The sequence below is a fragment of the Peribacillus sp. YIM B13477 genome, from assembly GCF_042787955.1.
Lineage (GTDB): Bacteria > Bacillota > Bacilli > Bacillales > DSM-1321 > Peribacillus > Peribacillus frigoritolerans.
The window spans coordinates 1201577-1215341 of sequence record NZ_JBHZPD010000001.1 but is presented as its reverse complement, the minus strand read 5'-3'; the positions used below and the strand labels follow the sequence as shown (position 1 = coordinate 1215341).

The following is a 13765-nucleotide window of genomic DNA, read 5'->3' as shown; positions in this document are numbered from 1 at the left end:
TTTGGTTGTAGCTGTATTTAGGTGTTGGAACACCGCAAAATGCTTATGATTGAACTTCCAGAGGTTTCGTTTCGGCCTTCTGATTGTACAATGGCAATATGAAAAACATTCCTAGAATAAAAAAGAAAGCGGCGGTTTCAAATATGGCGACGAGTGAAAATTGCTCTTTCAGCACGCCTGCCGCACTCATGGTCAATACCATCGAACCAGTGAATAATGGGCTTAAGATTCCATTGACCCTTCCGATGAACTCGCCCTCGGTCCTCTGCAATATCAATGTATTGATTCCGATTTGGATACAAGGAAGCATTAGCCCATTAAAGAACTCGGCAGTAAGTGTAATCCAAAGATTTGTTGAAAGCCCCATTACCGCCAATCCTATGGCATTCACAAGCATTCCGAAAGCTAATAATCTTTGAGGTGCCACCTTTTTGGCAAAAATCATTACACTGGCTCCGCCTAAAATCATACCAAACCCATTCACCATAAATAACCATTGGAGATTTTCCTTAGGCAGTTCCAGTTGTTCTGTAACAAGGAATATCGAGAGCGGCTGAATGAAACCCAGTCCGAGCCCAGCAGCCAGAAAACATAAACCAAGCAAACTCAGTTCTTTTTTTCGTAATACGTAGCTCACACCGCTTTTCATTTCCTGCCATAATGTTGTTTTTGCTGTCCCCTCATTCAGTTTGCGATCTTTTGGAAGAAAGGCGAGTGCGCCAGCTGAAAGTAGAAATGCCAGGCCAGTAATCGCAATCGAGGTGTTTATCCCGAAAGATTGGAAGGCAAATGTACCGAGAATCGGACCTAAAACCATAAATACTGCGAAGACGGTCTGATAAACTGACATCCCTGTCTGGATTTGGCTTTCTGGCAAATGCATCTTAAATAGCTTCATGCCCGATGGCTGAGAAAATTGAGAAAGTATCGCCGAAATTAAAGTTGCGAAGAAAACCATTTTCCAACTGCCGAAGATTAGTGAGATAAGCACAGCAAATACGGATATTGCACTTAAAATATCACACCAAACCATCGTTTTTTTCGGACTCCAGCGGTCAGCAAACGTCCCTCCAATAAATGAAAAAATAAAAATGGGTGCGAATTCTGCTACTGATATCATGGAAATGGCAAAGGCATCTCCATTTGTCTTCTCCATGACGAATAACAAAACGGCAAAATTCCGTACCCATATCCCTATTTGTAAAAACAGCCCTGAGAAGATAATGGCCTGGAACACTCGATTTTTAAAAATGTTAGGTTCCTTATTATTTAATGTTTCAGATGTGTTATTCGCCAATATAAAAACCCCCTGTGAAATATCTGGACAGGAGGCAGTACAATACAAATTTAACAAGGCAAAATATCCCTATTCGAAGGACACAATGATCTCTGTTTGTATTTTAATGTACAGACTAATCCTATCCAGAAAAAAAATTCGTATTAAGCACGCATTTTTTCTTAAAAAATAGGATTAAATGATCATTGTTTAAAGGTCACCCTTCCATTTTATGTTATTTTCATAATAATTTATTTAATCTGATAAATCAAGGGGGAAATTAATAAAATAAAACTATTTTTTGGGATGGGTTTGTCTATTTTTCTAATATAAAAAATGGACTTCCTTTAAAAGAAAGCCCCTTACTATCCTTAAGCTTCAAAGGGCTGCCGCCGAATATGGCTTTTGCCCTTCGTTACCTTATCCATCATTTTTTTCATGACCTTTTCCCGGATTATCTCAAGCGAATGTGTTTCTTCTTTTCAGTTCTCCAATAAACGTTCTTGATTTGGATTGCCCTGTACAAGCAAATGGGAAGATGGCATTAGAATTTGATGCTCATGTAAAGCAGTCATCATTTCAAACCTCACGCTTCTCGATGTTTCAAAGTAATCATCAGGTTTCACAAGTCCCACTATGCATAGTTCATATCCAACATATTTTAGATTCGGATTTAAATCCGTAATGCCTATGTATCTAAAATCCTCTTCCGGTGTACCATCTTCTAGCCTTAGAAGGCTTTCACCATACTTATCATTACAGATAATACATATATCCTCCAACAGCCGTTTTACCTTTTCAGGATTTTCCTGGTAACTTACTGTAATTCGTTCAATGATTCGCATTCTCCCTTTATTAAAATTTTGAATCGTCCTGATTTCACTATGTGGGATGGTCAGCAATTTTCCTGACCATTCCCTGATCTGCATGAACCGGATGCCGATTTCCTCAATCGTCCCGGAACTTGTCCCGTTGAATGTCACGAAATTCCCGACTCGGAATTCATTATCCGAAAGCCTTACAAATCCCAATAAGATGTCCTTAAGCATTTGCTGAGCGGCAAATCCGATCACGACCCCTAAAATACCAGCTCCGGCTAAAATTCCTTTTAGGTCTATAAACTGTCCAATCAAATATATAAGGAAAAGCCCGGATATACCGTACCTAAGAGAAGAACGGGTAACCCCCTGTATCGTTTTTTCGACTTCTTCGTCGAAAAAATTGGATCTTATAAAGAACCATTCAACCAGTTTATTCAAAATATAATAAACAGCCAATAACAGTATAGCCAATATGAAAAGCCTCAATAATAAAAATTCTTCCCAGTAATCCACAGCAAGCTCAGAAAATTTCAAGATATTCATGTTTTCACCTCCATTTTCACGTTTATTCAGATTCGATTAAAATCCAGTCATCATCCTTTCCGATTATCCCTTTATCAAGGACAAGTCTCGTTTTAAGGCGATAGGATACCCCTCGCTTATAAGGCTCCTTCAAAATAGGCAGACAAAAGTTGAAAGGAATTTCGTTGCTTTCCCCTGAATTTATCTCCCTTGTAGACAAAATGGTGCTCGTTTTAAGGATCTCTTCCATTCCCGTAGAATGAGTATCCATGATCAAATCACATTCAATCCTTCTTATTCTTTGCGCAAGGGTACCACCCTTAATCAAAAAATATCCATTTATGCATTCACCGGATTTATACGTATTTTTCGGAAGGATTAAATCTATTTGTGCAGAACCTATTCCTAAAAGTAGCAAAGATTTTCTAAGTATCAAAGAATACACTCCATTTATATTTATTTGTTTTTCTATTAAAACCTACATGTTTATACATTTCCTTAAGGGGACTACAAAAAAAACCTTTACCACTTTGGTAAAGGTTTACTAAAACAAAATAGACCTTTACCAATAGGTAAGGTCTGGCTAACAACGATATGCTGCCAACAACACCGAGAGCAAAGAGCTCCGTAATGACGACATTGTTGTAAAAGCTACTCCCCTTTGGAGAATGTATTCAAGTATATAATTTATAATACGGTAGAATTAGAAAGTTTGTCAAACCTTTATATTTTATTTTTTCCGGATCTGCCTGGGTAATTCGAGTTCTTTGAACATATCTTGATATTAATGAAAATATAATGAATGAACTTGTCCAGTGAAAGAATGAACTGCCAGGTTTTAAATAGGCCAGTTCGTGGAATAGGAAGTATGTAACCTCATTCTATTGCAAATCTGTGAACGCCCTTTCAAAAAGAATATAGTGAACAAACTATGAATATTTGATAAAACCTAAAATTATATTTAAAAATTAACAAAATTTCTCTTTTACTTATGCCAAACATGTTGTAATATAAATGTAACAATTGTAATATTTATTAAAATTTCGTTACATAAGTATCCTATTAGGGATTGGGGAGATATGATATGAAAAAACTTTTAGGTATGTTATTATCCATTATCATTTTATTTTTCACATTAAGTGGTCCGGTTACCGCAAAAACGACATCATTGTCTGACGCAAATGCATTAAAGATAGCCGATAATGCCAGCAAACATTTTTGGAATGCTTTACATGGATACAAAACCCGTTCATGTTCACAAAAAACTTTCAATTATAAAGGGACAGAGTATTCATACCTTTGCCAAGAGTTTAATACAAAAGATAAATTGACTGCCTACTTAGCAGAGACATTTACTAATAATGCAATTGAAAAAGGACTGACTAAATATAATTACATTACCCATAAAGGGAAATTAGCACGTCCTGTCGGAGATGGCTTTAGCATGTTAGAGTGGAAAAAAGCCAAAATTAAATTGGCCTATCAAAAACAAAACGTTAGGTCATACAATTTAACTGTACCTACAGTCGACGGTGAGTCAGTAAAAAGAACGGTTACCTTCTATAAGTCCGGTTCCGCTTGGAAAGTCAATCAGTTCGATGCAGTTCAATAAAACATCGGTTTAAATATAACGCCTCATATGCTGTATAGTTAGTTATAAACTATATGACATATGAGTTGTTTTTTTGTTGTCCCTAGTATCTTGAGAAATAATCTTTCAGGCTTGTATCAGCTCACCTTTCACTTCACAAAATATTTAAACAAAAAAAACACAGCTAAGATGCTGTGCCTTAACGGATTTTTGCCTTTCGGAAGCCTTGATAGGTATCGTAGGCGGCAAAAATGATGGAGATGAGTATGAGACCCCAGTATATCGAGCTTTTCCATTCATCGATTGAGAATAGTGTTCTTTGGTATGCAAGGAATTCCGGGTTCAATAAATCAGGATTACTGATGATGATGATGAAAGCCAGAGTGTACAACAGCTGGTATATGGCATGAAAAAAAGCTAATTTCAGGGTCCATCGACCTAAAAATAATTTATATATCGCTAAGAGCACCCCAATGATAATGACGCAAGATACCAGCAGCCAATAGGAATTCAATACATCTTGATTAAAAGAAGGTGTCACGAAAATGAGACTGCCATTTCTTTTTTCATAGACGCCTAACAGGTTTGCTGCATTGAAATAAAGGGCTGCGAATACAGAAAGGCCTAACAAACTTGCAAAAACCTCGATCATAGGGACCGCTTTTTTCTTTGAAATGTTCGGAATATCTTTTAAGTTTTCCGGTGTCCATGGTTTCAAGTCTTTTGTTACGGGCGACTGGTCTTTTGAAGTGTCCAAGCGTTCTAAAATGGCAAATGAAAGCGTTAACCAGAAAAACACTTGGATACCTGTACTGATGATACCTGAAATTCCTTTCCCGATTATTTTTAAAATTGCTTCCATAACCGTATTCCCCGTATCCCGAAACGGATTATCCCCTACTAATGCGATCAGTGAAATGACTGCAGCGATTGGTAAAATCATTTTCAACAGACTGATATAAACATCATAATAACGAGGCCCGATCAGATGCATTGGCCGATCGCGATAACCACTTGCCAGTGTAACCGGATCTCCTAATTTTAAAAGTACCGTTTTCACGTCTTGCTCCGTATAATCCTCCGGAAGCATATCTTCGATTGTGGATTGAAGCTCAAGCGCAATATCCGCCCGGTTTTTTTCTGGCAGCCTGCGGGTCACTTCCTGAATATAAAGTTCAATCAGCTCCATCTTCTCCCTCTCCTTTTAATAATATATAAAGCTCTTGAGAAGTTTTTTCCCATTCTTCCTTTAACTGCGTGAAGATTTCTCCCCCATAATCACTTAAAGAATAGTACTTGCGCGGTCTACTTTCAGAGGTATCCCAGCTGCTGGTCACCAATTCTTGTTTTTCCAGGCGGCGAAGCAAAGGATATAAAGTACTTTGATCAATGGTAATTCCAGACTTCTCTAAACGCTGGACAAGCGAGTACCCATACTGCGGAGTTTTGAGCTGACTTAAGACAGCTAACGTCAAAGTGCCTCTGCGCAGCTCAGTGGTTAATGAATTCAGTAAAGTGCTCATCCAATCACCCCTTCTCTATACTATGTGACGTACACCATACCTTATACTATGCATCATACACTATTTTAGTTCTTACAACACCATAAAAATGAAAATATATTTTATTTAAAGCATAAAAAAGAGAGGCGGTTCACGCCTCTCCGTTTTTCCAATATTAATATTACACAAGAATGACCCACAATATCATCGTCGTGATAATCGTGACCACTCCTTGTATTAAGGTAGCCATCGTTTGAGCTTTATAGGCATCCGTCACTTTCATCCCGCTAAATTGGGTGACCACCCAGAAGAAGCTATCATTTACATGGCTTACTGTCATCGCACCTGCTCCAACAGCCATGACTACCAATGCAAGAGGAATAGCCCCTTCAATACCCAACGTTGGAAGCATGGGGGCAATCAAAGATGAAGTGATGACCAGTGATGCTGTCGAAGAACCCTGGGCCGTTTTCAACCCAGCAGCAATTAGGAACGGGACCAACAGGAACAAGGAACCGCTAAAGATGCTGCTCATATCCCAACTTTGGATGATGTCTGCAATCCCCGTATTTTTAATGACGGTACCAAATGCTCCGCCCGCCCCGGTGATCAATAAAATTGGCGCAGCATCCAATAAGGCGGCTCCTATCCAGTTTGTTAATGTTTCTTCATCATACTTAGGCAGCAATGTCAGAGCGGAAATCACTCCGACGAGCAATGCGATGACCGGCTGGCCCAAGAATACGAAAAATGCGGCGATTCCCCCCTCTGTCCCAAAGAGCGTTAATACAGAACTGGCTCCAATCAGGACAATCGGTAAAACGATCGGTAAAAATGATTGTAAGGCAGAAGGCATCTTGCCGAATGAACGGACAATTTCATCATAATCGTAATCCAGGTCACTTCGGTCATCTTCAACTTCTATCTTGGTCGCTACTTTCATTGACCATATATAACCAGCAAGTGCAGCTGGAATGGCCGTAATTAGACCTATCAAAATGACGGTCCCCAAGTATCCGTCCGCTCCGATATTCCCGGCTGCCGCAATTGGCCCCGGGGTTGGGGGTACAAGTGTATGTGTCGCATACAAACCAGTTGCAAGTGCAACTGACATGGAAGCAACCGCTACTTTTGCGCGTCTTGCCAACGCTTTTCTTAAGCTCGATAAAATAACGAAACCTGAATCGCAAAAAACGGGTATGGATACGATAAAGCCAATCAAACTCATGGCAAGCTGCGGTCTTTTAGGGCCGACAATCCTCAATACAACTTCGGCCATTCTTAATGCGGCACCGGCCTTTTCCAAAATGGTCCCGATTATTGTACCGAAAACGATTACAAGTCCAATGCTTGTCATCAATCCGCCAAAACCGCCGTTGATATTCTCAACAATCTGATCCAGAGGCATTCCAGAAGCAAAACCCACAAATAAAGTGCCTAATAGAAGCGATAAGAACGGATGCAGCTTGAATTTAGTTGTCGCAAAAACAATTAAAAACACGCCGATGGCCAAAACAATAAATAACATAAGATTACCCCCTATTTTTGATCGCTGCCAAAAAAGCCCGCATTACTTGCTCGGCTGAAACTTCCAACAATTCAGCTCCTCTTTCCATTGCTTCCTTTAAAGGCATGGGAGCGTTCACCAAACTATGAACACTCGTTATTCCGTGGTCATATAAAACTTCAATACCTGTTCCGATCGATCCAGCCAAAACAAATACCGGAATACCATGCTTTTTGGCTTCTTGTGCAACTCCCATGGGTGTTTTGCCTGAAGCAGTCTGGTAATCGATTTGGCCCTCACCGGTAAAGACACAATCGGCACCGGATAATTTTTCACCCAGTTTCGTATACTCCATGACAATATCGATGCCCCTTTTTGTTTCTGCACGGAAAAAGGCTTGAAATGCACCTCCAATTCCTCCTGCAGCACCAGCACCTGCTTTATCATGCAAGTGTATGCCTGTTTTGATTTCCACCAAATCAGCCCATGATGATAAAGCCTTATCAAGCATTTCAACCATGTCAGGAGTCGCCCCTTTTTGAGGTCCGAATACCCTTGATGCCCCATCAGGACCGACTAACGGATTTTGGACATCCGATGCAATCAAAAATTCAGAATCCGCTATTCTGGAATCAAAATCCTCCGTATTAATGTTTGATATCCGTGATAATTCGGCACCTCCGTATCCCAGAGTTTTACCTTCTTCATCAAACACCTTCATTCCCAAAGCCTGGAGCATACCGACTCCGCCATCGTTGGTAGCGCTTCCGCCAATCGCTAAAATGAACTTTCGACAGCCATCATTCAATGCCTTTTGAATAAGCTCCCCTGTCCCGTATGAAGTAGTGATCAATGGGTTCAACTCAGCTGAATCGACAAGGCAAAGACCAGATGCACTAGCCATTTCAATTACACAAGTTTTTTGATCGCCCAAGATTGCATATGCTGCCTGAACATCTTCAAGTAAAGGTCCTTTAACGGTCACTTCAACTTTTCGACCATTTGTAGCTGCTACAAGACTATCCATCGTGCCTTCCCCGCCATCCGCCGCAGGAACCAATATTGTGTACGCATCCGGCAGTGCCTTCCTGATTCCTCGCTCAATAGCTTTTGAAGCTTCTGTTGCTGATAAACTTCCTTTATAGGAATCTGGTGCAATAACAATTTTCATGCTCAGTTCCCCTTTGAATATATTTTTATATCAATTAATTATAATCTTCGGAAATATTTTAATCATCGTTCATTCTAAACGAAAATAAGTATGACATATTGGTTTTTTTTGGTTATACTATACAGAAAAAATAATCTGTCTTTTCTGTTATTTTCCTATTTTCCTAAAGTATAAGATAGCTAAAGGCTTAAACTTTCGACGATCCCTCTTTACATGAAAAATCATAGCTTGTTTGCATAAAATATGATCACCATTCTGTTAGCAAATAAAAAAACTCTAAAAGGATGACTTGAATGCTGACCCAAGAAATTGCAATGGAAATTGTCAAACAAACCACCAATAGACTTAACAGAAACATTAATATTATGGATGATAAAGGAATCATCATCGCTTCCGGAAATCATGAACGCATCGACCAATTGCATTTAGGAGCAATGGAAGTACTGAAAACGGGAAAGCCGTTAATCATTCCCGAAAATGATCGTCATCAATGGGTAGGTGTCCTTCCTGGAATTAATTTGCCGATTAATTTTCAAAATGTAATTATAGGCGTCATCGGGATCACCGGAGATCCGACTGAACTTTTGGAATTCGGCGAATTGGTGAAAATGATAACGGAAATGATGCTTCATCAAGCTTTTATGGCGGAACAACTCGAATGGAAACAACACTTGAAAGAATTGGTATTTGAAGACTTATTAAAGGAAGATATCAATCAGCATTCGATTGATCAGAGACTTGAACTGATTGGAATGAAATTAGAACCTCCCTATCAAGTGGGGGTAATGGAAATGAAATTAAATCCGTTAAATAAGAATGAGCTGATTCAGATGACTGAAACTGTTTTTGGTTCCCAGTATGCCCTTGTTGGGTTCCTGAGTGTGAATCGGGTTTTCATTCTCACTATGGCGCTAAGCGGAAATAACATTGACAAAAGACTGGATTCAGCCATCAAACAATTAAAAGCAAAAGACTTCGTTATACGAATCGGTTTGGGCTCTATCGTGGATAAGGAATCATCCATCGTCCACTCTTTCCGCGAAGCTGAAACAGCACTTTTACTGGGTGAAGCCAAACAAGCTTTATCTAGATATACTGATGTGGAAACAAAAGCCCTGTTGGAAAGGATAGATGAGCGGACGAAACAGCAATTTCAGGAAAGAATTTTAGGCAGCTTATCCGAAAAGTTGATTGAGACTCTGCAACAATTTTTCCAAAGTAACCTAAATATCGGGGAATGTGCCAAAAGTATGTTTATCCATCGTAATTCCCTTATATACCGATTGAAAAAAATCAAGGACATTACCGGATATAATCCACAGGTGCTGCAAGATGCCATAACTTTACAGTTAGCCATTTGGGTAAGCCAATCGAAAAGGAGAAGTTGAAAGAAATTGAGAACAATATTGCCTATTTAAATTATTTTCGTTCCATCCCTATTAAAGCCTTGCATTGGAATTCTGTATAATTGATCGAATTACCGAGTAGATTAAAAATACATGATTTTTTTGCATATCAGGAGGGATTGAATGAGTGGCATCGCAAATCTTTTAATTATCCTTGGATTTACCGTTGTTTTCATCATTATCATCGTTTTGGTCTTACTAATACTTTATATGATTTTCTTTGATCGCATGCAGAAGCATCATGCAATTTTAAGAAATTACCCCGTGCTTGGGAGAATACGATACTTTCTGGAAAAAATCGGACCTGAGATGCGGCAATATTGGTTTAACAGTGATAACGAAGGAAAACCCTTTTCCCGTGATGACTATGAACATATGGTGAAAAGTTCAAAATATTTACGGGATGTCATAGGTTTTGGCTCAAAACGGGATTTTGATGAGGAAGGCTTCTTTGTTAAAAATAGCATGTTCCCAAAATTGGCCGAAGAAGAAAAATATGATCGTGAAACTAAAGTGACGACGAAAAGGTACATTCTATTGAAAGACCCGCTTTTCTCACAACGAGAAGAAAAATGGGAAGATGAAGTATCCTCTGCATTCTTATTGGATGATGAAGATGCCGTAATCATTGGCCCAAACACTAAGAATCCTTTTCGACTAAAAGGCCTTATCGGCATGTCAGCCATGAGTTATGGCTCTTTGGGAAAGAATGCAATCACTGCGCTTTCTGAGGGATTGGCTGCAGCAAAAGGTACCTGGATGAATACAGGTGAAGGCGGACTATCTCCTTATCATTTAATTGGCGGTGTCGATATAATCATGCAAATCGGTCCAGCTATGTTTGGAGTTCGTGATAGTTTCGGCGAAATGGATTGGGATGAGTTAAAAAGAAAAAGTGAAATACCTGAAATCAAAGCATTTGAAATCAAATTGGCTCAAGGTGCCAAAACTCGCGGAGGACATATCGATGCTGAAAAAGTGAATCCGGAAATCGCTGAAATCCGTAAGGTCGTTCCGTACAAAGCGATTGATAGTCCGAATCGGTTTCATCAATACAATGACGTAAAATCCATGTGCGATTTTATCGAAAAAATAAGGGAACATACTGGAATCCCGGTCGGCATCAAAATGGTCATCGGCGGCACTGACAGTGTTGAAGAGCTTGCTAGCTACATGAAAGAAACCGGGAAAGGTCCGGATTTCATTTCATTGGATGGCGGTGAAGGCGGCACGGGTGCTTCTTATCAGGAATTGATCGATAGCGTAGGATTGCCGATAAAATCCGCTTTGCCGATTTTGGTATCGACATTGGAAAAATACGGCGTCCGCAATCGGGTCAAAATCATCGCCTCCGGTAAATTGTTCACGCCTGATAGAATTGCGATCGCCCTGGCCATGGGAGCAGACCTTGTTAACATAGCCCGGGGTTTCATGATTGCGATAGGATGTATACAGACGATGAAATGCCATTCCAATGCTTGTCCTGTCGGGGTAGCCACCACTGATCCGGAATTGCAAAAAGCACTTGTCATCGATGAAAAGAAATACCGTGTGGTTAACTTTCTTGTAACCCTTAGAAAAGGATTATTTCGGATCTCAGCCGCAGCTGGTTTAGAATCGCCTCTCCAATTTCAGCCTAAGCACATTAGCTATAAGGACGATAAAGGAATTGTCACATCTCTTGAAGATATTATGAAAGAAGTTAATGGACAAATAGGGTCCAGGCAATGAAAAGACCACCGCCCAAGTATGATGGGCGATGGTCTTTTCTTTTTCGATCAATGAATCCGTTATAGGCTGCCAATTGTATCAGGCATGTATTCGAGTATCCCTTTCTCCATTTCCCTTACCCGCCAGCTTTCCATAGCGATAATAAACATAAGATGGAGTAATTAGCGGCTTTAGATGAATTTACTATAGTTTGGTAAAAATTTCAGATGGATTGATAATACCATTTGCCATCACGTTTAAACTTTCTGCATTGGTCATTCAAAAGAAGGTATTCTAGGTGTGCCAATGTTTCACCTACAGCAAATCTGGTTTCGTGAATGGACAGATTTCCAAATAAGATCTGGCAAGCACTTTTTACAGAAATCGCCTCTTTCATGTTTTCATGAATTACATGCAGCCGGTCCTGGTGGTGATCCAACAATTCAACAATTCTTTTATTGGCATTTTGAAACGGTTTCCCATGAGAAGGGATGACATATTCAACGTCAAGCTTTTGTATTTTTTTCAAAGAATTAAAAAACTCTTCCAATGGGTTGCTGAAACCTTTAAACCAATAAGATATATTTGGAGATATCTTGGGCAATATATGATCTGTCGAGAACAGGACGCTATTTTCCTTATTATATAAGGAAATCAGGCCGTCAGAATGTCCCGGAGTGAAAAGCACTTCATACTCATATTTGCCAAAATGCAGCTTCATTCCTTCTTCAAGATGATGATTTACGGTAGGATAGGGTTTTACTTGGGGCATGAATCCGCTTTCGTCACTGGATAAGGCCACGGCGACATCTTCTTCCATACCACACGCATTGTAATTTTCTTTAAGCAGATTTAGCGAATCGGCTTCCCAATACGTAGTTCCCGCTTGCTCATCCACTTCTGTCATCCATACATTCGCACAGGTCAATTGTTGTAATGTCCCTGCATACCCGAAATGATCTGGGTGATAATGTGTGATGATAATATCGGTAATATCGTGTTTTTCGATAATTGGGTTCCATAAATCCCTGGTCGTTTTGTTATTTAATCCCGCATCAATGATAGTCCATCCTTTTTCACCTTCCGCTAGGAAACAATGGACATGGTCCAATCTAAATGGCAATGGAATGGTAATTTGAGTAACTTTCAATTCATTTAGCAAGTATAACTTCCCCTTCCGATTTAACTGCATTTACATGAAAAAAATCGAAATTGCTAAAAACAAAACATTTAAGTTTATTAAATAATGTATATCATTAATCAATTCGACGAATTTTCCCAGTTTCCTTTAATCATATCCAGAGCCAATCGATTAAAATCCAGAAGCCATAGCCTAGGCGCAATGGTTAATTCATGAAAATTAAAAAAACGCCATTAAAATTAATGGCGGCAGACTGTAGACAAACTCGATGAAAAATCGAGTTTGTCTATTTTTATGGCTTGTACAATTTGGAGGTTGATTGGAACGTAGGGCACTCGCTTTCCGCGGGCGGTCGGCCCTCGGCTTTCGCCTGCGGGGTCTTCCCAAGACGGGCTTTTCTAAGCAGGGGTCTCGTACACCCGATCCAATCAACTTTGTCTTACCTTTTACGGCACCTCGTTTTACATATCATCCTCGATCGTTTGAACAAGGTTGAAAATAAAATGATAAATTAAATGAAAAGCTTCTTCCAATGACATGTCTTCTTGAAACCCTTTAATGTTATCCAAGGCAAAATTCACATCCCATAGCCCTTCGCCCTGGTTAAACATTAAACTGAACGACCCAATTCCTTCTTGGAGTTCCTTGGTTAAATACGTTTTTAAAACATCTCCCATTTTTTTCTGGAATTTCAATCCGAACATCGTGTTATATGTACCGAAAACATCATCGACTTCTAACGAAAGTGCCTCAACACCGATTAATTCGAACCATTGTGATTCAAAGTAAAGGAATTCATCTTTGTTTTTTTTCAAATACTCAATCGGTTGTGATAAAAATGCAGAGTTCTCTTCAGAGATTAATTCTTCGCTCTCTTTATTACTGCGCTCCATATAAGCATCTGTAAAACGCGATGCATTTTCTTTTTCCGCTATAATGATATCTTCAGCGAGTAATTTATGCTTTTCTACATAGTCCTTTTCTTCTTTAAATAACTCAATCTTGTTTTCGATTACGGATTTTGATATGTATGATTCCATTTGTTTTTTTAGCATGATATGTCCTCCTAGTGTCTTTTCAAGCTTTCACAATTTCAATCATAGCATATTCAGTATAGA

The 13765-nt window shown here is 39.3% G+C and carries 12 protein-coding genes; 3 read left to right on the top strand and 9 right to left on the bottom strand.

The window, feature by feature from the left end:
* Positions 1 to 43: 43 nt before the first annotated feature.
* From ACFX4H_RS05900 to ACFX4H_RS05890, 3 genes are all read right to left on the bottom strand, one after another.
* Positions 44 to 1297 (bottom strand): MFS transporter, encoded by a 1254-nt coding sequence (locus ACFX4H_RS05900; protein WP_377434469.1) that lies wholly within the window; start codon positions 1295 to 1297, stop codon positions 44 to 46.
* A 461-nt stretch (positions 1298 to 1758) separates the two neighbouring features.
* Positions 1759 to 2640, bottom strand: a complete 882-nt coding sequence (locus ACFX4H_RS05895) for a mechanosensitive ion channel family protein (RefSeq protein ID WP_063591110.1) — start codon at positions 2638 to 2640, stop codon at positions 1759 to 1761.
* 22 nt (positions 2641 to 2662) lie between these two features.
* Positions 2663 to 3055: a sporulation protein gene (locus ACFX4H_RS05890; protein WP_063591109.1), complete on the bottom strand. Its 393-nt coding sequence runs from the start codon at positions 3053 to 3055 to the stop codon at positions 2663 to 2665.
* A gap of 648 nt (positions 3056 to 3703) precedes the next feature.
* Between ACFX4H_RS05890 and ACFX4H_RS05885 the strand changes: the two genes are divergently transcribed.
* Positions 3704 to 4231, top strand: a complete 528-nt coding sequence (locus tag ACFX4H_RS05885; protein WP_034306791.1) for an IseA DL-endopeptidase inhibitor family protein — start codon at positions 3704 to 3706, stop codon at positions 4229 to 4231.
* A gap of 178 nt (positions 4232 to 4409) precedes the next feature.
* Here ACFX4H_RS05885 and ACFX4H_RS05880 read toward each other — a convergent pair whose 3' ends face one another.
* The 4 genes from ACFX4H_RS05880 to ACFX4H_RS05865 form a co-directional block, all read right to left on the bottom strand.
* Positions 4410 to 5399 (bottom strand): HAAS signaling domain-containing protein, encoded by a 990-nt coding sequence (locus ACFX4H_RS05880; protein WP_034306793.1) that lies wholly within the window; start codon positions 5397 to 5399, stop codon positions 4410 to 4412.
* Positions 5386 to 5733, bottom strand: a complete 348-nt coding sequence (locus tag ACFX4H_RS05875; protein WP_034306796.1) for a PadR family transcriptional regulator — start codon at positions 5731 to 5733, stop codon at positions 5386 to 5388. Before ACFX4H_RS05875 ends, ACFX4H_RS05880 begins: the two co-directional genes overlap by 14 nt.
* A gap of 160 nt (positions 5734 to 5893) precedes the next feature.
* A complete protein-coding gene (locus ACFX4H_RS05870; protein WP_377434466.1) occupies positions 5894 to 7240 on the bottom strand; it encodes a GntP family permease in 1347 nt (448 codons plus the stop codon).
* Positions 7241 to 7244: 4 nt separating this feature from the next.
* Positions 7245 to 8390, bottom strand: a complete 1146-nt coding sequence (locus ACFX4H_RS05865; protein ID WP_249597896.1) for a glycerate kinase — start codon at positions 8388 to 8390, stop codon at positions 7245 to 7247.
* A 293-nt stretch (positions 8391 to 8683) separates the two neighbouring features.
* On the opposite strand from ACFX4H_RS05865, the gene ACFX4H_RS05860 reads away from it, so the two are divergent.
* A complete protein-coding gene (locus tag ACFX4H_RS05860) occupies positions 8684 to 9778 on the top strand; it encodes a CdaR family transcriptional regulator (RefSeq protein WP_323603289.1) in 1095 nt (364 codons plus the stop codon).
* Between the two features lie 141 nt (positions 9779 to 9919).
* Entirely contained in the window at positions 9920 to 11527 is a 1608-nt protein-coding gene (locus ACFX4H_RS05855) for an FMN-binding glutamate synthase family protein (RefSeq protein ID WP_377434462.1), read from the top strand.
* A 202-nt stretch (positions 11528 to 11729) separates the two neighbouring features.
* Here ACFX4H_RS05855 and ACFX4H_RS05850 read toward each other — a convergent pair whose 3' ends face one another.
* Together ACFX4H_RS05850 and ACFX4H_RS05845 are read right to left on the bottom strand one after the other, a co-directional pair.
* Positions 11730 to 12668 (bottom strand): MBL fold metallo-hydrolase, encoded by a 939-nt coding sequence (locus tag ACFX4H_RS05850; RefSeq protein WP_241636150.1) that lies wholly within the window; start codon positions 12666 to 12668, stop codon positions 11730 to 11732.
* Between the two features lie 440 nt (positions 12669 to 13108).
* Positions 13109 to 13702 carry a hypothetical protein gene (locus ACFX4H_RS05845; RefSeq protein WP_034306806.1) on the bottom strand — a complete coding sequence of 198 codons (594 nt, stop codon included), beginning with the start codon at positions 13700 to 13702 and terminating at the stop codon, positions 13109 to 13111.
* Positions 13703 to 13765: the final 63 nt, after the last annotated feature.